21 protein-coding genes and 2 tRNA genes are annotated in these 22,255 nt (G+C 63.9%); 9 read left to right on the top strand and 14 right to left on the bottom strand.

Going from position 1 to position 22,255, the window contains the following annotated elements:
- Window positions 1-23 precede the first annotated feature (23 nt).
- Together FCU66_RS21150 and FCU66_RS21145 are read right to left on the bottom strand one after the other, a co-directional pair.
- Window positions 24-1,553 carry an ABC transporter substrate-binding protein gene (locus FCU66_RS21150; protein ID WP_057143185.1) on the bottom strand — a complete coding sequence of 510 codons (1,530 nt, stop codon included), beginning with the start codon at window positions 1,551-1,553 and terminating at the stop codon, window positions 24-26.
- A 112-nt stretch (window positions 1,554-1,665) separates the two neighbouring features.
- Window positions 1,666-3,240, bottom strand: coding sequence for a phytoene desaturase family protein (locus tag FCU66_RS21145; protein WP_136619888.1), 1,575 nt, complete (start codon window positions 3,238-3,240; stop codon window positions 1,666-1,668).
- 119 nt (window positions 3,241-3,359) lie between these two features.
- On the opposite strand from FCU66_RS21145, the gene FCU66_RS21140 reads away from it, so the two are divergent.
- The 5 genes from FCU66_RS21140 (at window position 3,360) to FCU66_RS21120 (ending at window position 10,038) form a co-directional block, all read left to right on the top strand.
- On the top strand, window positions 3,360-4,151 hold the full coding sequence (locus tag FCU66_RS21140) for a cyclase family protein (RefSeq protein ID WP_136619887.1): 792 nt from the start codon (window positions 3,360-3,362) through the stop codon (window positions 4,149-4,151).
- Window positions 4,152-4,214: 63 nt separating this feature from the next.
- Entirely contained in the window at window positions 4,215-5,786 is a 1,572-nt protein-coding gene (locus FCU66_RS21135) for a phytoene desaturase family protein (RefSeq protein WP_136619886.1), read from the top strand.
- Window positions 5,786-6,268, top strand: a complete 483-nt coding sequence (locus FCU66_RS21130; protein WP_136619885.1) for a MarR family winged helix-turn-helix transcriptional regulator — start codon at window positions 5,786-5,788, stop codon at window positions 6,266-6,268. Before FCU66_RS21135 ends, FCU66_RS21130 begins: the two co-directional genes overlap by 1 nt.
- Before the next feature lie 46 nt (window positions 6,269-6,314).
- Complete coding sequence (locus FCU66_RS21125; RefSeq protein ID WP_136619884.1) at window positions 6,315-8,468, top strand: thiamine pyrophosphate-dependent enzyme; 2,154 nt, start codon at window positions 6,315-6,317, stop codon at window positions 8,466-8,468.
- Entirely contained in the window at window positions 8,461-10,038 is a 1,578-nt protein-coding gene (locus FCU66_RS21120; RefSeq protein ID WP_136619883.1) for an indolepyruvate oxidoreductase subunit beta family protein, read from the top strand. Before FCU66_RS21125 ends, FCU66_RS21120 begins: the two co-directional genes overlap by 8 nt.
- Before the next feature lie 30 nt (window positions 10,039-10,068).
- Here the strand turns inward: FCU66_RS21120 and FCU66_RS21115 are convergent, their stop codons facing one another.
- From FCU66_RS21115 to FCU66_RS21080, 8 genes are all read right to left on the bottom strand, one after another.
- The gene (locus FCU66_RS21115) at window positions 10,069-10,362 is read right to left on the bottom strand and encodes a hypothetical protein (RefSeq protein ID WP_136619882.1); all 294 of its coding nucleotides are present in this window, start codon (window positions 10,360-10,362) and stop codon (window positions 10,069-10,071) included.
- 131 nt (window positions 10,363-10,493) lie between these two features.
- Window positions 10,494-12,236 (bottom strand): sulfatase-like hydrolase/transferase, encoded by a 1,743-nt coding sequence (locus FCU66_RS21110; protein WP_246093980.1) that lies wholly within the window; start codon window positions 12,234-12,236, stop codon window positions 10,494-10,496.
- Between the two features lie 177 nt (window positions 12,237-12,413).
- Complete coding sequence (locus tag FCU66_RS21105) at window positions 12,414-12,701, bottom strand: GCG_CRPN prefix-to-repeats domain-containing protein (RefSeq protein WP_136619880.1); 288 nt, start codon at window positions 12,699-12,701, stop codon at window positions 12,414-12,416.
- Window positions 12,702-12,813: 112 nt separating this feature from the next.
- Window positions 12,814-13,275, bottom strand: a complete 462-nt coding sequence (locus FCU66_RS21100; protein ID WP_136619879.1) for a periplasmic heavy metal sensor — start codon at window positions 13,273-13,275, stop codon at window positions 12,814-12,816.
- Complete coding sequence (locus FCU66_RS21095; protein ID WP_136619878.1) at window positions 13,272-13,724, bottom strand: hypothetical protein; 453 nt, start codon at window positions 13,722-13,724, stop codon at window positions 13,272-13,274. The genes FCU66_RS21100 and FCU66_RS21095 overlap by 4 nt, the downstream gene beginning before the upstream one ends.
- A gap of 123 nt (window positions 13,725-13,847) precedes the next feature.
- Window positions 13,848-14,387, bottom strand: coding sequence for an RNA polymerase sigma factor (locus FCU66_RS21090; protein WP_136619877.1), 540 nt, complete (start codon window positions 14,385-14,387; stop codon window positions 13,848-13,850).
- Window positions 14,388-14,432: 45 nt separating this feature from the next.
- Window positions 14,433-14,867, bottom strand: coding sequence for an EF-hand domain-containing protein (locus tag FCU66_RS21085; protein WP_136619876.1), 435 nt, complete (start codon window positions 14,865-14,867; stop codon window positions 14,433-14,435).
- A gap of 164 nt (window positions 14,868-15,031) precedes the next feature.
- Complete coding sequence (locus FCU66_RS21080) at window positions 15,032-15,220, bottom strand: YodC family protein (protein WP_056584748.1); 189 nt, start codon at window positions 15,218-15,220, stop codon at window positions 15,032-15,034.
- A 198-nt stretch (window positions 15,221-15,418) separates the two neighbouring features.
- Here FCU66_RS21080 and FCU66_RS21075 point away from each other — a divergent pair.
- A tRNA-Cys gene (locus FCU66_RS21075) sits at window positions 15,419-15,494 on the top strand.
- Window positions 15,495-15,640: 146 nt separating this feature from the next.
- Here the strand turns inward: FCU66_RS21075 and FCU66_RS21070 are convergent.
- A tRNA-Thr gene (locus tag FCU66_RS21070) sits at window positions 15,641-15,716 on the bottom strand.
- 331 nt (window positions 15,717-16,047) lie between these two features.
- On the opposite strand from FCU66_RS21070, the gene FCU66_RS21065 reads away from it, so the two are divergent.
- The gene (locus FCU66_RS21065) at window positions 16,048-17,184 is read left to right on the top strand and encodes a hypothetical protein (RefSeq protein WP_136619875.1); all 1,137 of its coding nucleotides are present in this window, start codon (window positions 16,048-16,050) and stop codon (window positions 17,182-17,184) included.
- Between the two features lie 12 nt (window positions 17,185-17,196).
- Here the strand turns inward: FCU66_RS21065 and FCU66_RS21060 are convergent, their stop codons facing one another.
- Together FCU66_RS21060 and FCU66_RS21055 are read right to left on the bottom strand one after the other, a co-directional pair.
- Entirely contained in the window at window positions 17,197-18,798 is a 1,602-nt protein-coding gene (locus FCU66_RS21060; RefSeq protein WP_136619874.1) for a cisplatin damage response ATP-dependent DNA ligase, read from the bottom strand.
- Between the two features lie 4 nt (window positions 18,799-18,802).
- Window positions 18,803-19,810: a ligase-associated DNA damage response exonuclease gene (locus tag FCU66_RS21055; RefSeq protein WP_136619873.1), complete on the bottom strand. Its 1,008-nt coding sequence runs from the start codon at window positions 19,808-19,810 to the stop codon at window positions 18,803-18,805.
- A gap of 105 nt (window positions 19,811-19,915) precedes the next feature.
- Between FCU66_RS21055 and FCU66_RS21050 the strand changes: the two genes are divergently transcribed.
- Window positions 19,916-20,833 (top strand): class I SAM-dependent DNA methyltransferase, encoded by a 918-nt coding sequence (locus FCU66_RS21050; RefSeq protein WP_136619872.1) that lies wholly within the window; start codon window positions 19,916-19,918, stop codon window positions 20,831-20,833.
- A 104-nt stretch (window positions 20,834-20,937) separates the two neighbouring features.
- Entirely contained in the window at window positions 20,938-21,300 is a 363-nt protein-coding gene (locus FCU66_RS21045; protein ID WP_136619871.1) for a hypothetical protein, read from the top strand.
- On the opposite strand, the gene FCU66_RS21040 is transcribed toward FCU66_RS21045, so the two are convergent.
- Window positions 21,297-22,238, bottom strand: a complete 942-nt coding sequence (locus FCU66_RS21040) for a 2-hydroxyacid dehydrogenase (protein ID WP_136619870.1) — start codon at window positions 22,236-22,238, stop codon at window positions 21,297-21,299. The genes FCU66_RS21045 and FCU66_RS21040 overlap by 4 nt on opposite strands.
- Between the last annotated feature and the right edge of the window lie 17 nt (window positions 22,239-22,255).

Here is a 22,255-nt window from a genome sequence, read left to right as displayed (position 1 = left end):
GACGGCGTGCCTTCCCATATTGGTCAGGCCGGGGTCATCAGGGCCGGCAGCAGCGCGCCGGACACATGCTGCACCACGTTGACGCTCTTGGCATGCACGATCGGCTGCGCATACTGCATCAGCGGCAGCACATAGGCCTGCTCGGCGATGTATTTGTCGACAGCCTTCCAGCCGGCGATGCGCTTGGCTTCGTCCTTTTCGCCCCACAGCGGGTTGATCATGTCGATCAAATCCTGGCTGTCCCACACCGAATGCGGGCTCGGGCCGTACATGGCAAAGCCGGTCGAGGTGGTCGGATCACCGATGGCGTTGCCCCAATTGTAGAAGGCGGCCGGCGCCAGCTTGTCGGCGGCGCGCAGCTCGTAGTGCTTGGCGATCTCGTAGACTTCGATCGTCGCCTCGATGCCGACCTTGCGCCACATGCCGACGATCGCCTGGATCATCTCATAGTCCTTGGGCTTGAAGCCCTTGGTCGTCTGGATGGTGAACTTGACCGGCTTTTCCGGCGAATAGCCGGAGGCGGCGAGCAGTTCCTTGGCTTTCTCCGGATTGTGCTCGACCTTGATCGACGCATCGTAGGCCGCGTATTCCGGCGTCTCCAGCGTGTCGATCGGCTGGCCGTAGCCGCGCAGCAGGCGATCGACCAGCAGCTTCTTGTCGATCGACATGACGGCCGCCTGGCGGACGTTCTTGTCCAGCATCGCCTCGATGTCGTTGAAGAAGATCATGCCGATGTCGGAGACGTTCTTGCACGAGCCGGCCAGCCCGTCCTTGGCGATCAGCCTGTCATACTCCTCGTAGGGAATCTCCAGCGTCACCTGCGAGGAGCCGGATTCGATCTCGGCGACGCGGCTCGCCGCATCGGCGACGAACTTGATCGTCACATTTTCGAAGGCCGGCTTGCCGCCCCAATAGTTCGGATTGGCCTTCAGCCGCAGGAACGCGTTGCGCTCGAATTTTTCGACCATGTAGGGGCCGGTGCCGATCGGCGCCTTCTCGAAACCCTCGGCGCCGACCTTCTCATAATAGGCCTTCGGCATGATGTAGCCGGTCAGGAACGACATCCATTTGAAATAGACCGGGTCGAACTGCACCACGTCGCCGGTGATCTTGTTGCCGTCGATCTTGAAGTTGTTGACATTCTTCCAGACGAACTGGATCGGGTTGCCGGTCTTTTCGTCGCCCGCCCGCTGCAACGACCAGACCACGTCCTCGGCCGTGAATGGCGAGCCGTCATGCCAGGTCACGCCCTCGCGCACCGTCATCATGATCTTGGTGCGGTCGTCGTTCCAGCCCCATTCGGTGAGCAGGCCGGGCGCGAAGGACAGGTCGGGCTTCTGCGGGATGAACTGGTCGAACACCGACTGGTAGAGCCCCTGGATGGTCGGGTTGACGGCCGAGGGGCCGGTGGTCGGATCCCAGGACGGCAGGTTGACATTGTAGGCGATGGTCAGTTCGCCGGCTGCTGCCTTGGCGATTTGCGGCAGGCCGACGGCGGCCACCCCGAGTGCCGCGGCACTGTATCCCAGCAATTCGCGTCTGTTGATTGTCATGGTCGTTCCCCTTGTTGGTTTTCTGTTTCTGCGCGCGGCGTCGTCAGTTCATTGTTCAGGCTCTTGGGCAGCAGCGCCTTGCCCTCTTTCGCCTGTGTGAAATCTTCGGCTGCTACCTCCCGCCAAGCTGTTGCGCGAGCATGTATCCGGAAGCCGCACCGGTGCCGGCGCCCGGCCATGTTGCAGCCCCGGTGAGATGCAGATGCGCCACGGGGGTGTTCCAGTCGGCGTAGCCGCGCGCCGGACGAAACAGGAAATTCTGCGCCAGATGATGGCTGCCGCAGACCTGGTCGCCGCCGACGAGGTTCGGGTTCTCGCGCTCGAGATCGATGGGCGAGAACACCGCTCGACCGAGGATATTGTTTCGCAGACCGGGTGCGTAGGTCTCGACGATGTCGAGGACACGGTCGGCGTAGACCTCCTTGATCATGTCCCAATGCGCTGGCGCGATCTTGCCGGCGGCATCGCCTGTGATTTCGGCGGGCAACATCCGCACCTGCACCCACAGCACATGCTTGCCTTCAGGCGCCCGCGACGGATCGATCGCGGTCGGCTGGCCGACGACCAGCACCGGCTCGTCCGGCAGCATGCCCGCCATCGCCTGCTGATAGGTGCGCGACATGGCATCGAGCGACGGCGACAGATGCACATAAGCGAACTGCCGCAGCTCAGCGCCAGCGCGCCAGTCCGGCAAATCGTCGAGCGCCAGATGGATCATCATCGTGCCCGGCGCATGGCGGAATTTTTGCATCGCCGTGTCGAAACCGGTGTCGCCCGAACCATTGGGCAGCAATTTGCCGGTCAGCGCCTTCGGCGCGACGCCGGCGATGACCGCCTTGGTGGCGGTGTGCGTTTCACCCGAAGCGAGCCGCACGCCGGTCGCCATGCCGGCGGAAACCGTGATCTCGGCCACCTCGGCGCCGGTGACGATCTTGCCGCCGGCAGCCGTCACCATGCCCGACAGCGCGCGGATGATGGTGTCGGCGCCGCCCTTGCCCAGCACCATGCCGAAACTCTGGTTGGCCATCGATTCCAGATAGGGGAACACGGCACCGCCGGCGATGTCGGGCGCGAAGTCGAGATGCATGCCCCAGGTGGCGAGCGTTGCCCTGATATGAGGTGACTCGAAATGCTCCTCCAGCCAGGCGCGCGGTGACGACAACAGCAGCCGGCCGGTGTCGAGCGCCCCCGACATGCCCTTCTTGCGCCACAGGTTCCACGCCGTGCCGGCAAGCGCGCGGGCGCTCATCGGCGATCCCAGCAGCCGGAACAGATGCTCGGCCTCCGCCGGGAAGGCAGCGACCAGTCCGCGCCATGTGGCGGCGTCAGTGGCGGAGAACGCGGCCATGCGGGCAGTGGTCTTTTCCAGATTGTTGCTGACGCCGAACCAGCGGCCGTCCGGAAAGGCGCTGGCGAAACAATCGGCGACCGGCGCGAACTCCAGCCCCTGCGCTTTCAATTCATTTGCATATTTCCGGTGGAAGGCAGAGCCGGCGAACAGGCTCAGATTCATCGCGCCGAAATCGTGGCGGAAGCCGGGAAGGGTGAGTTCGCGCGTCTGGACGGCGCCGCCGATTGTTGCGCTGCGCTCGAAAATCCCGGTTTTCCAACCTCTGAGCGCCAAATGCGCGGCGCATGCCAGACTGTTGTGGCCCGCCCCGACAAAGATGGCGTCGAACTCGCTCACGCCCCGTTCCCATTTCCTTTATGCTTAAAGATAATTGCAGATGCATATGTTTTCGTCTAGTAGGATATTAAGGGCCGAGACGAGCCTTGATCATCATCACGAAAGAGGGAACAGAGACCATGGACACGCAAAAACTCCTCGGCGAAGTCGCCGGCCAGCTTCTTTCCGGCGCCATCAAGGTGGTCGACCTGTCGGCGCCGCTCGGACCCGACACGCCGTTGATCAAGCTGCCGCCGGAGCTTGCCGTCGACACGCCGAAGGTCGAGATCCACAACATCTCCCGCTATGACAAGAACGGTCCCTGGTGGGCCTGGAACTGGCTGAAGCTCGGCGAACATTCGGGCACGCATTTCGATGCGCCGCAGCACTGGATCAGTGGCAAGGATTATCCGGACGGCGCCACCGACACCATTCCGGCCCAGAACTTCGTTGGCCCAGTCAATGTCATCGACTGTTCGAAGGAAGCTGCCGCCGACCCTGATTTCCTGCTCACCGTCGACCACATCAAGGCATGGGAAGCCAAGCATGGCGCGATCAATGCCGGCGAATGGGTGGTGATGCGCACCGACTGGTACAAGCGTAACGGCTCGGAAGCAGAATTCCTCAACGCCAATGAGACCGGCCCACACACGCCCGGCCCGACGGCCGAAGCCATCCAGTTCCTGATCAGCAAGGACATCAAGGGCTGGGGCAGCGAGACGATCGGCACCGATGCTGGCAAAGCAGGGGGGATGGAACCGCCATTCCCGGCGCACACGCTGATGCACAAGGCCAACCGCTACGGTCTTGCCAGCCTTTGCAACCTCGACCAGCTGCCGCCGAAGGGCGCCATCCTGATCGCGGCGCCGCTGAAGATCGAACACGGCACAGGCAGCCCGATCCGCGCGCTGGCGCTGGTGTCGGGCAAATAGAGCGAGGTGAGGTCTTCGGGAGAAGATCATGCGCGAAGGCCAGACGGTCGAGAGCAACTGTCAATGAAAGCGCCGGATCACATCATCGTCGGCAGCGGCATCAACGCGCTGGTCTGTGCGGCGATGCTTGGCGGCAAAGGGGCGAGTGTGCTCCTCCTCGAGCGCAACGACCGCATTGGCGGTTGCATGCGCACCGAGGAGATCACCGCGCCCGGCTTCATCCATGACGTGATGGCGACGACCTTCGTGCTGTTCATCACTTCGCCGGCCTTTGCGGCGCTCGGCGCCGACCTTGCGCGGCACGGGCTGGAGTTCTGCCATACGGCCAAGCCGACCGGCGTGCTGCGGCCGGACGGCAGCTATGCCGTGCTCACCACCGACCGCGCCGCCAATGTCGCTGCCCTCAACGCAATCGCGGCAGGCGACGGCGACCGGCACGCGGAGGATGTCGGCGGCATCGAGCGCAATGCCGGCCTGCTGTTCGGCCTGCTCGGCGGCAGCCTGTGGTCCTATCCGACGGCGAAGCTGCTGGCCGGCGATGGCTGGCGGCGCGGCCCGCGCGGCCTTGCCGCCTTTCTCGGCGGAGCGCTGGTGCCGGCGCGAAGCTGGCTGGAAGGCACCTATCAGTCGGAGACCGTCCGCGCGCTGTGGGCGCCCTGGGTGCTGCATGCCGGGCTTGGCCCGGAAGATGCTTTCTCCGGCCAAATCGCTAGGGTTATCGCTTTCGCGCTGGAGGCGGCGGGCGCGCCGATCGTCAAGGGCGGGGCGCAGAACCTGCTGTCGGCCTTCGAGGCGCTCATCACCGAACGCGGCGGCGTCATCTCCACCGAAGCGGACGTTGCCTCCATCATCCTGGCTGGAGGTCGCGCCACCGGCGTGCGGCTGGCCTCGGGCGAAACGGTCCATGCGAAGAAGAGCATCATCTGCTCGGTGACACCGACGCAGCTTTATGGTCGACTGCTTGGGACTGACGCTCCCAAAGCCGATGTCGAGGCAACGCAGAAATACCGTTACGGCAAAGGCAATTTCCAGATCCACTACGCCTTGGACAAACCGCCCGCATGGCGCGGCGAAGGCCTGGACAAGGTCGCGCTGCTGCACCTGACACCGGGGCTGGATGGCGTGTCAAAGGCCTGCAACGAAGCGGCGCGCGGCATGCTGCCGGAGGTGCCGACCATCTGTGTCGGCCAGCCGCATGCGCTCGACCCGTCGCGCTGCCCTGAAGGCAAGGCGATCCTGTGGCTGCAGCTGCCCGAGGCACCCCGGCACATCAAGGGCGACGCGGCAGGCAAGCTGCAGGCACCGGCTGATGGGCAATGGACCGATGCGCTGCGCGAAGCCTATGCCGACCGCGCAGAAGCCATCCTCGCCAGCCACATCGATGGCTTCAAGGACAGCGTCATCGCGCGCCGCGCCTATTCGCCGGCCGATCTCGAAGCGATGAACATCAATCTTGTCGGCGGTGACCCCTATGGCGGCTCCTCGACCATCGACCAGTCGTTCCTGTGGCGGCCGTTCAAGACCAGCCGCAACCACCAGACCGGCATCAAGAACCTCTACCATATCGGCGCCTCGACCCATCCCGGCGCGGGACTTGGCGGCGGCTCCGGCTTTCTCCTGGCGGGGAGGCTGTGATGGAAGAGAAGGTTGCGGAAAAGCGTCAGCGCATCTCGACCCTGGGGCAGATCGGCCTGCAGCAATTCGCGCCCTATCTGATGAACCGCATCATGGGCCGCTACAACGCCACCTTGCGCGACGATTTCCGCAAACAGGGCCTGACCATCCCTCAGGTCCGCACGCTGGCCGTGCTGTCGGTCACCGACGGCATCACCGTCAACGATCTTTCGGTCTATACTGTCATCGAGCAGTCGACTTTGAGCCGGACGCTCGACTCGCTGGAGAGCCAGGGTCTGGTACGGCGCGAGCAGGGCGTCACCGACAGCCGCATCCGCCATGTGTTCCTGACCGATGACGGCCGCGCCGAGTTCACCCGCGCCTGGCCGGCCATGCATGACGCCTTCGAGGCGATGTTCGACGATATCGACGACGCTGAATACGCAGCACTGATCGCGACGCTGCAGAAGATGCTGAAGAACATTCGCAGGCACGACATCTAGACCTACGCGCCGCCAACCTCAGGCGGTAACGGAAGGATTGAAAAAAATGGCCGAACGATCTTTTGCCAAGGAAGTCGAGAAGCTCAGGCTCGGCGCCGGCGAGGAATTTGCCGGCGAAGGCATCTTAGCCATCACCAAGGCGCTGCTGCAATGCGGCGTCGGCTATGTCGGCGGCTATCAGGGCGCGCCGATCAGCCATCTGATGGATGTGCTGGCCGACGCGCAGGACATTCTGGGCGAACTCGGCGTGCATTTCGAGGCCAGTGCCTCGGAGGCGACCGCCACTGCCATGCTGGCCGCTTCGGTGCACTACCCGATCCGCGGTGCGGCGACCTTCAAGTCGACGGTCGGCACCAATGTCGCCTCCGACGCGCTGGCCAATCTCGCCTCCGGCGGCGTCACCGGCGGCGCGCTGATCATTGTCGGCGAGGATTATGGTGAGGGCTCCTCGATCATGCAGGAGCGCAGCCATGCCTTCGCCATGAAGAGCCAGGTCTGGCTGCTCGACCCGCGCCCGAACCTGCCGTCGATCGTCAAGGCGGTGGAGGATGGCTTCGAGCTGTCGGAGATTTCCAACACGCCGGTCATGCTGCAGGTCCGCATCCGCTGCTGCCATGTCCACGGCCATTTCATCGCCAAGGACAACAAGCGGCCGCCAATGACGGTTGCCGATGCGCTTGACGCGCCGCGCCGCGACACCGGCCGCATCGTGCTGCCGCCCGCTTCCTTCCTGCATGAGAAGGAGAAGGTGCAGAAGCGCTGGCCGGCGGCGGTGGACTTCATCCGCAAGAACAAGATCAATGAATTCTTCGGCTCGGATCATGGTTCGGTCGGCATCGTCATGCAGGGCGGCATGTACAATTCGGTCATCCGCGCGCTGCAGCGGTTCGGCCTTGCCGACACCTACGGCGACACCGACGTGCCGCTCTATGTGCTCAACGCCGTCTATCCCTTGATCGACGATGAGTTCCTGTCCTTCTGCGAGGGCAAGCAGTCGGTGCTGGTCGTCGAGGAAGGCCAGCCCAATTACATCGAACAGGCCTTTGCCTCGATGCTGCACAAGGCCGGTCGCGGCACCAGGCTGGTCGGCAAGGAGTATCTGCCGATGGCCGGCGAATACACCGGCCAGGTCATGCTCGACGGCCTCGGCGCCTTCCTGCGCGCCGAGGCGCCGCATCTGCTGCCGGGCGAGGTGCGTGCCCCCAACAAGGTTGGCGACGGCGTGGATGCCGCCGACCTGATTAATGTCGTGCCGGGCCGGCCGCCTGGCTTCTGCATCGGCTGCCCGGAACGGCCGATCTTTGCCGCGACGAAACTGGTCGAGCAGGAACTTGGCAAGCACCACATCGCCTCCGATATCGGCTGCCACCTGTTCTCGATCATGCCGCCCTTCGAGCTAGGCGCCACCACCATGGGCTATGGCCTGGGTCCGGCTTCCGCTTCGGCCTTCAATTCGCCGGACGCCAAGCGCCGCTCGATCTCCTTCGTCGGCGATGGCGGCTTCTGGCACAATGGCCTGACTTCCTCGATAGGCAATGCCGTGTTCAACAAGAACGACGGCGTCATCGTCATCGTCGACAATTTTTACTCGGCCGCCACCGGCGGCCAGGACATCCTGTCATCGCGCGCCGGCAACAAAACCAAGTCGACGAAGCATCCGATCACCGAGGCCGTGAAAGGCATGGGTGTCAAATGGCTTCGCCATGTCGACCGCACCTATGACGTCACCAAGATGCAGGACACGCTGCGCGAGGCGCTGACGACGGAGGAGAAGGGGCCGAAGGTCATCGTCGCCTCGTCCGAATGCATGCTCAACCGTCAGCGCCGCGAAAAGCCGCTGGTCGACAAGGCGATCAAGGGCGGTGAGCGGGTGGTGAAGCCGAAGTTCGGTGTCGACGAGGACATCTGCACCGGCGACCATGCCTGCATGCGTCTCTCCGGCTGCCCATCGCTGTCGGTGAAGTCAACAGACGATCCGCTGCGCGACGATCCGGTCGCCCATATCGACCAGAGCTGCGTCGGCTGCGGCAATTGCGGCGAGGTCGCCGATGCGGCGGTGCTGTGCCCATCCTTCTACCGCGCCGATGTCGTGCACAATCCGAGCGGCTGGGACCGTTTGCTGGAATCCATGCGCCGCGCCACCATCAGCCTGTTGCAGCGCCGCCGTGAAAGCCGGCGCCTGACCTTCGCCGATGCTTGACGCTGTCCCCCCACTTCGCGCCCACGCCGGCGCTCAGGATAACGAGCGCGTCATCAAGCTTGCCGTGCTGGCGGTTGGCGGCCAGGGCGGCGGCGTGCTCGCCGACTGGATCACCGATGTCGCCGAGCGCAACGGTTTTGTCGCGCAATCGACCTCGGTCGCCGGCGTCGCGCAGCGCACCGGCGCCACCATCTATTATGTCGAGATGGCCCGCGACACCGGCCGCCTGCCGGTCTTTGCGCTGTCGCCGTCGCAAGGCGACGTCGATATCCTGATCGCTGCTGAACTGATGGAAGCCGGCCGTGCCATCATCCGCGGCTTCGTTACGCCCGAGCGCACGACGCTCATCGCCTCGTCGCATCGCATCGCCGCCGTGTCGGAAAAGATCGAACCGGGCGATGGCCGCGCCTCGTCGTCCAAGGTGCATGCGACGGCGGAGGCCGCGTCGAAGCGCTTCATCGCTTTCGACATGGAAAAGATCGCCGCCGACAATGGCTCGATGATCTCGGCCAGCCTGCTTGGCGCGCTGGCGGGGTCCGACGCGCTGCCGTTCACCCGCGAGAGCTACGAACAGGCGATCGGTGCCGGCGGCCGGGGCGTCAAGGCCAGCCTCGCCGCCTTCGGTGCCGCGTTTGATCGCGCGCGCGGCACGGCAGCACCGGCGCCAAAGCCGGCCGAGCCCGCGATTGTCGAATCTGCCCTCGGCGCCGGACAGGTGAGCGGCCCGCAAAACCTGCTGCAAGGCTGGCAGGCTTTGGCCGCCCGCATCGATCTGTTGCCGGTGGCAGTGCGCGACATGGCGCTCAGGGGCATGAGAAAGGTCGTCGATTATCAGGACATCGCCTACGGGCGCGACTATCTCGACCGGCTGGACAAAGCGGTCGCGCTGGACGGGCCGGATCGCGGCTATGGCTTGTCGATCGCCGCGGCAAAGCATCTGGCCAACGCGCTATGCTACGACGACATGATCCGCGTCGCCGATCTCAAGACGCGCTCGACGCGTGACAAACGCGTACGCCGTGAGGTCGGCGTCAAGGACGGCTCGATCCTGCAGGTGACCGAGTATTTCCATCCGCGCATCGAGGAGTTCTGCGGCACCCTGCCGGCGGGTCTGGGCAGCTACATCGAGGACCGGCCGAAGCTCGCCGCCTTTCTCGACCGCCGCATCAACCATGGCCGCCGCATCCGCACCGACAGCTTTGCCGGCTTTGCCGCACTCTGGTTCATCGGCGGCCTGCGCCGCTGGCGCCGCAGCCTGTTGCGCCACAAGGTCGAGATCGCGCATCTCGATCGCTGGTACGCGCTGGCCCTCGACCATGTGCTCCTGGATTACGCGCTGGCTGTCGAGATCCTCAATTGCCGCCGGCTGATCAAGGGCTACAGCGACACCCACGTCCGCGCCCAGTCGAAATTCGACCGCGTGCTGTCGGCGCTCGATCTGCTCAAGGGCCGCACGGACGCCGCCGATTGGATCCGCCGCCTGCGCGAGATGGCGCTGAAGGACGAGAAGGGCGACATGCTCGACGGCGCGCTGAAGACCGTGGCGACACTGGGGGACGAAGTCACCTAGCGGTAACGAGACCCTCTATGCCGGTGTATCCTATGCCAAGGAACGAAAGGTGTGCTCGATCCCGTTGTCTGCGCAAAATTTCTGAAACTTGTCTACGGCCCGTTCTTCGTTGGCATATTTATCTCTTAAAAGTGCGAATGCGAGGTGAGCGAGAGCCTGGGTAGGCACATCAACCCAGAACTCGTAATCGTCGTCTCCCCAAAATTTCTCAACTTTGGGACCCATGTCATGGCCGAGGATGCGTACCCCCTCTGTCGATACATCGAGGTAGATCTTCCGGAATTCCACGTCGTCTTGCAAAAACAGTGTTGCGGAATGTGCCATTCGTTCTCTGTCCGTCCCTCGGTATCGGTGACTTCGAAAGTAGGGACAATTTGAACCGGCGTGCAAGCTCTCAGGTTGTTGTGTGCGGGCGGTGCGCTGAAGACCGTTGCGATTGCGGGGCCGGACCCAATCTAACGGGTGGCGTCCGCGGACTGGAGCGATGGCGCCAGCCCATGCAACGGCACCGCTTCAGGGAACAGATGCAGCAGGCCTGAATCGACGCGCCGGCGCAGATGCGCATCCACTTCGGCTCTGTCCTTGCAGCCATGGAACTTGCCGCCGCAATGGTCGCGCAGGCGCACGAGATCGGCCATGACAGGCGACATCGGCAGGCCGGCGGCGTCGAGCAGGCTGGCGCTGAGAAAGCCGACGTCGAGCGGCGTCATGTCAGGCATCGGATGGCGCAGCTCATGGTTGAAGGTGGTGAGCGTGTAGAAGGTGCGATAGGCAAGCGAGCCAGGGCTCGCCAATGCGTCGTCGCCGGCAATTGCGTCGACGAACGGCTTGGTCGCCGCCGACTGGTGATCGCCGAATTCGAGCACCACGGCGCCGCGCTGGCTGGCATCCGCTTGCCTGTTGTCGAGGAAATCCTGGAAATCGCCGCGCGCCACCGCCATCCGGCGCAGATATTCATTGGCCTGGAAATCGTCCGAGAAAGGCTCGCCCTCGACCTTCAGCTCGGGCTCCATCCGCCCCTCATAGGGTGAGTGCGGGAACATGGTCTGGATTTCGAGGAACAGCGGGCGGCCGTCTTCCCTATGGTGCCTGGCGATGAACGCCTCGGCTGCGTGATAGTAGAAGTTGTCGCGCAGGTGATAGAAGGGCGCGGCGATGTCCTTGATGTCGAGCACGGTCTCGAAACCGATCGATTTCAGGAACGGCCCTTCATTGACGAACGAAAAGTCCATCGGCGTCATCACCGCCGTCCGATAGCCGCAACGCGCCAGCACCTCCGGCAAGGCGCCGGCGACCTCGTCCTGCAAGGTGATCGTCAGATAGGGGCTTCGCCAGCCGAAATCGGTGGCCGACAGACCGGTCATCAGCGACAAATTGGTGATCCAGGTGCCGCCGCCAAACGTCTCGACCTGCATCGGATGAGGCGTGCCGGCCCCGGGTGCGAACCTCTGCAGGAAGCCCGCGCCATTGCTGACCTGCGGAAAATAGCCGGGATCGGACTGGCTTTCGCTGAGCACGAAGAAAATGTCGGGAAGGTTCGCCCGGTCACCGCAGTCGACCGTATCAGAGAAAGGCGATTGCGGCGCGACCGCCTGCAGCCGCTTCTCGAAGGCTGGCTCGACGACCAGATTGTGCAGATCCAGCAGCGAGACGAAGAAGGCCGACATATGCCGGCCCTGCATGTAGTAGAAATAGCGGTCCTTCGATGCCTCGGCCGGAAAGGTCAGCGGTACCAGGGCGAGGAGCACCGCCATGATCAGGACGCGTGCCGACACCGGCCAGCCGACCTTTCGATCGATTCGAAACAGAAGGATCCCCGCCGCAATGCCGAGCCCCAGGGCAATGACAACCGGCAAGATGAGATGGAGATAGGAGCCGAGCAGGAAGCGGTACACTTCCGGATCCCTCGACACGAAGACCGCGTCGTAGAAGTGCAGTGAAAACCCCTTCATCCTGAACTTGATCGCCGAAACCACGGTGATGAAGGCAATGCCCATCCAGCCGAGATAGACGGAAAAGGCCAGGCGTCCCGAAGCCAGGAACAGAAATCCGGCAAGGGCCGACACCAGCGCCAGTGAGAACGGCACCGACAGCCATTCATGCTCGGCCCGTCCGGCGGCAAAAACGCCGGCAAGGCTGACCACGGCCAGCGTCAGCGGATGGCAGAGCATCCGTCCAAGGATTTGAAGCTGAGCCACAGATTTTCCCATGAACATGCCTGAGCATAGTTTCGGGAAACTCTTCGATTATTTGCGCGTCAAGAACAAATCTATAGTGAATTTAACCTTAACTAGGGGCTGGCCTGCAGGATTGTCCGGTGCGCCAGCGCTCACGCGGGGCCAGCCTGAAGGGTGCCTGGCCCCGCGGCGCTTTGATCAGTAATGGTGCCAATGGCGCCAGTGATGATGCGGATGCCGGACGTAGACGGGAGCGTGCCAGTAGTGGTAGCGCGGGCGCACGATGACGACGCCGTTCGGCACGCAGCGGCCCCAGCGGTTCGGGTGCCAGCCGATGCCGCAGCCCCAGCGGACATGCTCGACCAGTGCCGGGGCGGCCGGCTGGGCAACGGACACGACGGGCATTGCGCTGGACGCGGTGGCTGTCACGACCGTTCCGCTGAGGGCCAGGATAGCGGCTGCTGCATAGTTTTTCAGGCGACTCATAATTGGACTCCGAGTGCTTTCGATGATGAAGATGGCCGCCCCGCATGGTGCGATCGGGCAGGCTTGTCCCTTCTCTTCGTTAAACGGCGTCTCCGGCCTTTTCCGTTGGTCGTCATGGCGATTTTTTTGGCGCAACGGCGGCGCGGCGTTCCATATGGCGCTGCAATGCCTGTGCCAGCACGCTCCGGTTTTCGGGTGATGTGTTCGCCGCGAAGTCGACAATGGCCTGTTCAAGCCGGGTGCGCATCGCCACGTCGGCGCTGCGCACCCGCTCCAGGGCGGCCGACAAGGCGGCCTTGTCCATGACAGGCTGCTGCAACAGGTCCGCTGCCTCCTGCCTGGCCTGCTGGCCATCGAGAATGATCTGTCGGGACTCCACGCGAACCTGGTGCAGCGCCTGGCGGAACGCCTTGCGGTCCTGGTTGGGAAGCTGTCGGCCAGCCGATTCCAGCGAGACACCCGCGCCGGCTTTGGCATTTCTCAGCCAGACCGCACCACCGACAAATGCGCCTGCAAGAAAGACGTTCAGCACCACGGAAGCAATGACCAGACCACGAATCCAGCGCGGGCTCATAGGTTTTCCTCACCGTTCTCGGCATCGGGGCCGGCATCGCCAAATGCCGTCACATTGGCATCCAGCACAGTGTGGTCCGGCTGGACCTCGGGCGTGACGATGGCCACCAGGGCCAGTCCTGCCACGGCGCCGGCCAGACCAATGCCGGCAAGTCCCAGCCCCAGCCACCAGAACCGCTGACGCCGGCGCTGGATGAGGTGCCGGCCGGCGGCCTGCAGGATGCTGCCGTGCAGGGCTTGGCCGGGAGCGTCGACGCGGTAGCTGTCAAGCAGCGCGTCGAGTGTCCCGGCATGCTTCAAAATGGCCTCGCCCGCTTCGCTTGCGGCAAAGATCGTGCCGGCCATCCGCTCAGCCTCGGGCCATCGCCGCAAGTCACCGCCATAGGCCGCAGCCAGGGCGGCAAAGCGCTCGGCATCCATTGCCGGTTCGTTCCTGGACCCTTCAGCCATGTGTCTTCCCCTTGCCCGTCAGTACCGCGTGCCCGCGCGGTGTCGGAACGACAACAACCGGCCACCAGGCGGCGCCTGCAAGGCGCGATGGCCGTTGCGCGTTGGTGCTGGCCCGGTGCTCACTCAATCGGCGCCATCCCTGGCCAGGATCGTCTGCAGCGACCGCCGGCCGCGCGCAAGCAGGCTTTCCAAGGCATCGACGCTGATCTCCAAGGTCGCAGCCGCCTCTATGTTGGACATCTCCTGATAGTAGACCAGGATGACCGCCTCGCGCTGGCGCGGCGCGATGCGTTGCAGCGCCTGTTCGACCCGATGAGCTTCTTCCCCGGGATGAGCATCGGGAAGCGGCGCAGGATCGGCGACGTCCGGCACCTCGTCTGTCACCCATTCGCGGCGCCGGCGCAGCCGGTCGTAGCACAGGTTCAGCGTCACCCGGTGGACCCAGCTGTCGAAGCGCGCATTGCCGCGCCGCCAGCCCGCGGCATGACGCCAGATCCGGACAAAAGTTTCCTGTGCGACATCCTCGGCCTCCGCGGCATCGCCGAGCATGCGCACGGCAAGCGCCAGGATGCGCGGCAACTTGCGCGCGACCAGGGCTTGCACGGCTGCGGGATCGCCGGCGCCGACACGGCGAACCAGCTCCTCGTCCGGATCCGCAGCCATCAGTCGGCGCACTCCCGATGTTCATCGCGCGTCATTGCCTCTTGGTCATTGCTCCTGTTTGGGAGCGGTTTTGTGGCCCGGCAGTTCGTCGGCCGTCAAAATGCCGTCGGCATTCTTGTCCAGCCGGGCGAAGCGCTTGGCGAAGAAGGCATCGAGTTCGGCGCGGTCGATGAAGCCGTCATGGTTGGAATCGATCCGCGCGAAGGATTTGGTGGGGTCGCCCTTGACGTTGCGCTTCGCCTGAAAGGCCGTCCACTCCAGCAGGCTGATCTTGCCGTCGCCGTCCGTGTCGGCCGCCATGATCGCCTTCTCGCGCCGCTTCTGGAATTTGGCCAGCGTGATGTCGGACCTGACCCCCGAGGCGCTTGGCGCGGCAACCGGCGCGGCGGTCGGCGGTGCGGGGGGCGGTGTCGTTGTCTGGGCGAAAGCCGCAACGGCCTGCAAACTCAAGGCAACGACTGATATCGAACGGCTGATCATGCTTTGCGTCTCCGGGTTGGCGCGTTGCAGACGGCCTGTGCCGCCATCACGCTTCAACCGTTAAACGCCGCGACCCGAAAAATCCGTCGGTCGCGCGTGCTGATCCGTTCGTGCTCGAACAAACAAATAGAGCCCATCCCGATTCCATCTGGATGGAACAGGCTCTAGTCGGATTGGTCGGCCGCAACCAGTTGTTCAGGCTTGAACCCGGCATGTTGCGGGGTCCACACTTCGCCCTCGCGATTGAACCAGTGGCACAGATACATGCCCGAGGCCGCGCCATCGCTGACCGTCATCCTGGGGCCTCCGGATTTCAGCTTGACGACGTCTCCGGTCTTGAAATTGTTGGGCATTTTTGACCTCCCATGCTGAGGCCACGAGTTTCACATCAAACTGGGGTCTCGACAATGGCAGATGTGCTTCGCCGGCATCGCAATCCTTTGCACCAGCAGAGTGTCTCCCGAACGCCAGCCGAACGTGTCGGGGCGGTCCGATCCATCGCTTCGGTCTTAACCTTTCCGTAAATATTTGGCGGCTACTTGGACGACGATGGCCTCGTGGCGGAGCGGCTACGCTGGAGACTGCAAATCTCTGAAGCCTCGGTTCGATCCCGAGGCGAGGCCTCCAACCTTTCCAGGATGCTGTCAGACCATCAGGAGACACCAATCCTGTCCGGCAAAGCATTCAGCGGAGACAATCGACAAAGAAGCGGGAGGCCGGGCACAAGAGACTTAGCCCGGTGAGGGTGCTATCGCCTGTTCCTTTGGGGGGAGTGGTGCCGCTTGCGTGACTCGAACACGCGACCCCCGCATTACGAATGCGGTGCTCTACCAACTGAGCTAAAGCGGCCCAGGAGGCCAAGACCTCCAAGATGCGGGGGTGATAGACGCAACCGGCCGCGAATTCAAGATGGGACTTGGCAATTCATGCGAGGGTGTCGTGCCGCCGTCGAAAGCCGGCCGCCGCGTTGTTTGCCAACCGGTTGCCAAGTCATAACTCCGCATGGCGCGCGTCTCCTGCGCGTGAAAATCGGTGAAACATGCTGATTTTGTTGTCGGAACAGCGCCGGCATGGACTTTGGACACCTCTCCAAGGCAGAATGCGCCGCTCGCCCGTTGATTGATTGGTCGCCTGCGGCTAACGATCACGGCAAGGTTGGCGAACGGACAGAGGGACCCGCTTGGACGCGATCGAAAAAGCGATCCGGAACGCCTTGGAGAAAGGCAATGCCGAGGACCGCGCGTTCCGCGAAAGGGTCTATCGCGCGGCTTTTGGCGCGCTTGATCGCGCGCTTCAGGCCAACCCCGGCGTGACCGTGGAAGTCGCCATCAAGCGCCGCAAGGCGATCCAGGCGAAAATCACCGAAATCGAATCCGAGTTCCTGCCGGCGGTGCCGGATGTCGGCCCGCAAGGCGAGGCACCGGCGGTCGAGCTTGGTGCAGACTCGGCGCCTGCGGTCGAAATCGGCCAACAGGCACCGTCACCCGCTGTCGTCGATGGGCCCGTGCAATCCGCTTCCGATGCGCCGCGCTCGCGCGTGCTGCCCGTCGTTCCCGACATCATGCCGGATGCCACTCTTCCCGGCGCTCCGGCCATCGACATGTCGGCTCCGGCCTCGGCCGGCATCGCGACGGAAGTGGCGCCCGATCGCGATGAACGGCGCATTCGAGGGCGTCGTCTGCCGCTGACCGCCATCTTCCTGACCGTGACGCTGCTTGCCGCTGTCGGCATCGGCCTGTTTTTCGCCATGCAGACCGGCGTCTTCAAGACACAGGCGCAGCTCGATACCGCCCCGCCGCAAGCGCCGCCGACCGTCGATGACGACGATTTCACACCGGCCGATAGCGGCCCGGCAAAGCCCGGTGACGCGGACCAGGCGCGCGACTGGATCAACGTGTTTTCGCCGGCCGATGCGTCGCATGTCAGCGCCCCGTCGGACGCCAAGGCCGAAGTGATGAAGGACGACACCGGGTCGTTCCTGCGCATCCGTTCGGGCGCCTCCGGTTCGGCGATCAGTTTCGATGTCGGGCAGGGCGTGCTGGAAAAGCTCGCCGGCAAACATGCCGTGTTCGACATCATTGCCCGCTCCGAAGAAGGCAAGGAGACGCAGATTTCCGTCGACTGCAATTTCGGCGAACTCGGTGACTGCGGCCGCAAGCGCTATGCGGTCGGCCAGCAGCAGAACGAATATCTGTTCGACGTGCGGTTTCCCGACAAGCGTCCGGGCTCGGCCGGCACGATTGCCATCAATTCCGACTTCGACAAGCAGGGCAAGGCCGCGGACATCTATGAGATCCGGGTTTCGGTCGAGCCGTAAGAGCGCCGAGGTTTAGCGGTCGAGCAGCGCCTGCAGCGTCTCGATGCGGTCGGCCTCGTTGGCTGGCTTGTCCCAGCGCAGCCGCGAAATGCGGGGAAAGCGCATGGCGACGCCTGATTTGTGCCGGGTCGAGCGGTTGAGCCCTTCGAATGCCACTTCCAGCACCAGGCCGTTGTCGCGGTCGGCCCGTACCGAGCGCACCGGGCCGAAACGCTCGACCGTGTTGTCGCGGACATATTTGTCGATCTGCTTCAGCTCCTCGTCGGTGAAGCCGAAATAGGCCTTGCCGACCGGCACCAATTCCTCTTCGCCTTCGGCACCGGACCAGACGCCGAACGTGTAGTCCGAATAGAAGCTGGAGCGCTTGCCATGGCCGCGCTGCGCATACATCAGCACCGCGTCCACCGTGTGCGGATCGCGTTTCCACTTGAACCACGGGCCTTTCGGCCGGCCGGCGACATAGGCTGAGTCCCAGCGCTTCAGCATGACGCCTTCGACGATCGGGTGCGGCGGTGCCCGCCGCATCTCCTCCAGCGCTTGCCAGTCCGTGAAGTCAACGAAGGGCGAAAGATCGAACCGGCTCGGATCGAGCGTCTTCACGAAGGTTTCGAGGCGGCCGCGCCGCTCGCGAAACGGCAGTGCGCGCAAATCCTCATCGCCGATCTGCAGCAGATCATAGCAGCGCATGAAGGCCGGGTACTGCTGCTGCATCTTCGATGTCACCGTCTTGCGGTTCAGCCGCTGCTGCAGATCCGAGAACGTTCCCGTCGCCTCCCGGGGATCGCCGACCAGCAACTCGCCGTCCAGCGTCGCGGAAAAATGCATGGCGTCGGCGAGGTCCGGAAAGGCGCCGGAGACATCGTCGCCGGTGCGCGAATAGAGCCGGCGGATGCCGCCTTCGGCCACCGCCTGGACGCGGATGCCGTCCCATTTCCATTCGGCCGCATAATCCACCGGATCGAGCTTTTCGAGATCGCCGTCACTGAGCGGGTTCGACAGCATCACCGGGCGAAACAACGCCAGCGCCGTGTTCCTGGGCTTTTCGGCCTTGCCTTCCAGCCACGCAAACAGTGTCGTGTAGGGCGGCGACAGCCCGTGCCAGAGCTCCTCGATCTCGGTGACATCGACGGTGCCGAAATCCGCCAGCGCCTGTTTGGCCAGACGCGCCGAAACGCCGATGCGCAGGCCGCCGGTGACCAGCTTGATGATGGCAAAGCGCGCCGAGATGCCGGCGCTGTCGAGAAGCCCTGCCAGCACCTTCGGTCCGTCGGAGCGGCTTGCCGCCTGCAGTTTTGCGACGACCTCGCCAAGCGTCGGCTCGCGGTTCGGGATGTTTCCGGGCGTTTGCGGCCAGACCAGCGACACCGTTTCGGCCAAATCGCCGACATAGTCGTAGGAATAGCCGAACAGCACCGGATCCATGCGCTCGGTGACCAGCGTGCGCAGCATCGCCGGTTTGACCGCGGCGATGTTGAGATCGCCGGTGATGGCAGCCAGCGCCAGGCCGCGATCGGGATCCTCCACGCTGCGGAAATAATCGGTCAGCAAGGTCAGCTTGCCGTTGCGCGACGGTGTCAGCACCAGGCGGTCGAGAAGTTCGGCGAAGCGGTTCATGCCATCAATCGCCCTCGTCCTCGTAGCCGACCAGATGCAGCGGTCGCGCCGCGATGCCTTCGAGTTCGCACCAGCGCACCAGCGCTTCCTCGCGGCCATGCGTCACCCAGATCTCCTCGGCTCCGGTCTCCTTGATGGTGGCGGTCAGTTCGTCCCAGTCGGCATGGTCCGAGATGATCAGTGGCAGTTCGACGCCGCCTTGCTTGGCACGCTGGCGAATGCGCATCCAGCCCGACGCGAAGCAGGAGATCGGATCGGGAAAGCGCCGCGCCCAGCGGTCGGCGAAGGCCGATGGCGGGCCGACGACGATGGCGCCCGCGAAATCTTGGCCGCCGCCCTCCACCGTTGCCGGCTCGAGCGTGCCCAGGTCGATGCCCTGGCTCTGGTAATATTCGCTGAGTTTGGCCAGTGCGCCATGGATGTAGAGCGGTCGGTCGTAGCCGGCGTCGCGCAACAGCCGCATCACCCGCTGCGCCTTGCCCAGCGCATAGGCGCCGACCAGATGCGAGCGTTCGGGAAACTGCGCCGCAGATTTCAGCAGACGGGTGATTTCTTCTGTGTCGGGTGGATGGCGAAACACCGGCAGGCCAAAGGTGGCTTCGGTGATGAACACATCGCACTGGATTGGTTCGAACGGCGCGCAGGTCGCGTCCTTGCGCCGCTTGTAGTCGCCGGAAGCGACGATGCGCGTGCCCTGATGCTCGACGGATATCTGCGCCGAGCCCAACACGTGGCCGGCCGGATGGAAGCTGACGCTGACGCCGTTGAGGACAATTGTCTCGCCCAGCTGTGCCGCTTGCGTTGTTCCCGCGAAATCCTCGCCATAGCGCAGGCCCATGATGTCGAGCGTCTGCTGCGTCGCCAGTACCGAGCGGTGGCCGGAGCGCGCGTGATCGGAATGGCCGTGCGTGACAAGCGCCCGGTCGACCGGCCGCACCGGGTCGATGAAGAAATCGCCCGGCGGGCAATAAAGGCCTTCGGGCCGGGGATGAAGCAGGTCGCTGGCGCGCATGATCCCAAGATAGGATATAATTCCGCTGCGGGAAGCCTGTTGTAAGTGACTGCTGACTCCCGCATACAGCACCGCCGGCTCGATCCGCCGACAGGACCCATCGCCATGAAACCGCTTCAGGCCTCGTCCGGCGACTTGAACGCCGATCGCCGCGCCGACTATGCCGAGATGCTTCACGCGGATGGCGATCATGCGGCAGCGGCGGAATTGCTGCTCGGTGCGCTGGAAATGACACCGCAATGGGCGATGGGCTGGTTTCGCCTCGGCGAGATACAGCAGGCGGCGGGCGCGCCGGATCTGGCTGCGCAGGCCTGGACGATGTCGCTGCAACTCGATCCATCCGATCATCAAGGCGCTGCACTGAACCTGCAATTGATCGGCAAGGCGCCGGCGGTCGATGCACTCCCCAGTGCCTTCGTCGAGACCTTGTTCGACCATTATGCCGAGACCTTCGATGAATCACTGGTCGACAGGCTGGGCTACCGGCTGCCTGAGTTGCTCGATCAGGCCATTCGAACGGCAAGGCCGGGGCGCTTCCCGCTGGCGCTCGATCTCGGCTGCGGCACCGGCCTGATGGGGCAGAGGCTGCGGCCGATCGCCGATCGGCTGGAGGGTTATGACATCTCGGCCAGGATGCTGAAGCAGGCGCGCGCCAAGGGCGCCTATGATTTCCTCGGTAAGGCCGATCTGCGGGATTTTTCCTATGCCGGTCCGAAAGCCGCTCTGGTGACGGTGGCCGATGTCTTCATCTATGTCGGCGCGCTGGGCGGCGTGGTGAAGACGATTGCCGGCTTGCTGGCGAGCGATGGCCTGTTCGCGTTTTCCGTCGAGAAGCTGGCAGGCGATGGCGATTTTGTCTTGCAGCCATCGCGCCGCTACGCGCATGCGCAACACTATGTGCGTGACATCCTTGCTGCCAACGGATTTTCGGTCCTGTCGCTGGAAACAACCGTGATCCGGCAGGACCGGCGGGAACCCGTCAACGGGCTGGTCGTTGTGGCAGGCAGGCTGCCGGCGGCTTGAGGCTGCGATCTCTCATCGGCCTCGCGAAAAAGTCCGATTTGCATGCGCGACTGATATTTGCGATCTGGTCGCATCGGGGCGGGATATCAGGAGGAGCATAGTCGATGCGCTGGAACATGATGATCTTGGCATCTTGCCTGCTGACCGCCGGCTGCGTCGGCGGCACCTCGATGGCGGAACGGCAGGACGCCAACATCCAGTCCTCCCTGCAGTATGACAGCGTGCCGTGCGACCAATTGCTGGCGCAGCGCAACGGCTTGGCGCAGCAATACAACCTTCCGACGAAGGCCAAACCGACATTCTCCAATCCGGCGATGGGCTTCGGCCCGTTCACGCCGGACATGCGCTCCAAGGCCAAGCGCGATACCGACCAGGCGAGCGGCGAGATCGATGCCATGAACCGGTCGATCGACCGCCACGAATGCGGCCAGCCGAACAAGCAGAAGAAGCTCGCTCTGCCTGGTTAATATCCGGCTTTGCGGTCCACCAGATTGTCGAGCTTTTCGCCGCGTTCGAAGGCGTCCATCTGGCGCAGCATGATTGGCGCCAAATGGACAGGGTCGGAGGTCGCCGCCGCGTGCGGCGTCACGAACACTTTTGGATGTCCCCACAGCGGACTGGTCTTCGGCAGCGGTTCGACCTCGAACACATCGAGGCTTGCCTCCTTCAGCGTGCCGTCATCCAGTGCCCGCAAAATGTCGGCGTCCTTCTGCAGGCGGCCGCGTCCGGCATTGATCAGCACCGAGCCGCCGAGGCCGTTGCGCTTCCTCAATTCCTTCAGCACGCCATAGTTGATGATGCCCTTGGTGTCCGGCGTCAGCGGCAAGAGCACCACCAGTATGTCGGTTGCCTTGAGGAAGGGGATCAGCCCGGCCTCGCCGGAATAGGTCGCGACACCTTGCATGGCCTTGTCGCTTCGCGACCAGCCATTGACGGCAAAGCCGAGCGACAGCAGCACCGAGGCCGCGGCGCGGCCGAGACTGCCGAGGCCCATGATGCCGACCGAAATGTCACCGGCCGGCCTTTGCTGCGGCTCGTGCCAGATCTTCTTCGGCTGCTGCGACCGGTAGAGCAGGCCCTGGCGGTGATGGTCGAGCACCCGCCAGACGACATATTCGGTCATGTACTGGGTGAGGTTGTCGGCGACGACCTTGACGATCGGCACGTCGGGCAGGCCGGGATCGGCGAAGATATGGTCGACGCCGGCGCCGATCGAGAAGATGGCGCGCAGATTGGGCAGCGACGCCAGAATGTTCGGCTTCTGCTTCCACACCACGGCATAGGTGATCGAGGGGTCGCTGGCGCCGTCCGGCTCCAGCACCACCTCTCGCTCGGCCGACAAAAGGTCGCGCCAGCGCTGCGGATGAAAGCCGGTGACGGCAAGCAGGATGCGGCCTTTTTCCATTGCAGTCTTTTAGTCCC

It is taken from the genome of Mesorhizobium norvegicum, assembly GCF_004919685.1.
GTDB lineage: Bacteria > Pseudomonadota > Alphaproteobacteria > Rhizobiales > Rhizobiaceae > Mesorhizobium > Mesorhizobium norvegicum.
Note: the sequence above shows the minus strand (reverse complement) of the source record. Positions and strands in the feature narration are given on the sequence as shown.

Coding starts and splice junctions, on each gene's coding strand:
- FCU66_RS21090 (WP_136619877.1), bottom strand. CDS start 14,387: ATGGCTGCGGATCCGGACGAGGAGCTGGTTCGCCGTGTCGGCGCCGGC.
- FCU66_RS21045 (WP_136619871.1), top strand. CDS start 20,938: ATGCGCTGGAACATGATGATCTTGGCATCTTGCCTGCTGACCGCCGGC.
- FCU66_RS21055 (WP_136619873.1), bottom strand. CDS start 19,810: ATGCGCGCCAGCGACCTGCTTCATCCCCGGCCCGAAGGCCTTTATTGC.
- FCU66_RS21135 (WP_136619886.1), top strand. CDS start 4,215: ATGAAAGCGCCGGATCACATCATCGTCGGCAGCGGCATCAACGCGCTG.
- FCU66_RS21100 (WP_136619879.1), bottom strand. CDS start 13,275: ATGAGCCCGCGCTGGATTCGTGGTCTGGTCATTGCTTCCGTGGTGCTG.
- FCU66_RS21105 (WP_136619880.1), bottom strand. CDS start 12,701: ATGAGTCGCCTGAAAAACTATGCAGCAGCCGCTATCCTGGCCCTCAGC.
- FCU66_RS21120 (WP_136619883.1), top strand. CDS start 8,461: ATGCTTGACGCTGTCCCCCCACTTCGCGCCCACGCCGGCGCTCAGGAT.
- FCU66_RS21040 (WP_136619870.1), bottom strand. CDS start 22,238: ATGGAAAAAGGCCGCATCCTGCTTGCCGTCACCGGCTTTCATCCGCAG.
- FCU66_RS21115 (WP_136619882.1), bottom strand. CDS start 10,362: ATGGCACATTCCGCAACACTGTTTTTGCAAGACGACGTGGAATTCCGG.
- FCU66_RS21095 (WP_136619878.1), bottom strand. CDS start 13,724: ATGGCTGAAGGGTCCAGGAACGAACCGGCAATGGATGCCGAGCGCTTT.
- FCU66_RS21140 (WP_136619887.1), top strand. CDS start 3,360: ATGGACACGCAAAAACTCCTCGGCGAAGTCGCCGGCCAGCTTCTTTCC.
- FCU66_RS21080 (WP_056584748.1), bottom strand. CDS start 15,220: ATGCCCAACAATTTCAAGACCGGAGACGTCGTCAAGCTGAAATCCGGA.
- FCU66_RS21060 (WP_136619874.1), bottom strand. CDS start 18,798: ATGAACCGCTTCGCCGAACTTCTCGACCGCCTGGTGCTGACACCGTCG.
- FCU66_RS21085 (WP_136619876.1), bottom strand. CDS start 14,867: ATGATCAGCCGTTCGATATCAGTCGTTGCCTTGAGTTTGCAGGCCGTT.
- FCU66_RS21125 (WP_136619884.1), top strand. CDS start 6,315: ATGGCCGAACGATCTTTTGCCAAGGAAGTCGAGAAGCTCAGGCTCGGC.
- FCU66_RS21150 (WP_057143185.1), bottom strand. CDS start 1,553: ATGACAATCAACAGACGCGAATTGCTGGGATACAGTGCCGCGGCACTC.
- FCU66_RS21130 (WP_136619885.1), top strand. CDS start 5,786: ATGGAAGAGAAGGTTGCGGAAAAGCGTCAGCGCATCTCGACCCTGGGG.
- FCU66_RS21050 (WP_136619872.1), top strand. CDS start 19,916: ATGAAACCGCTTCAGGCCTCGTCCGGCGACTTGAACGCCGATCGCCGC.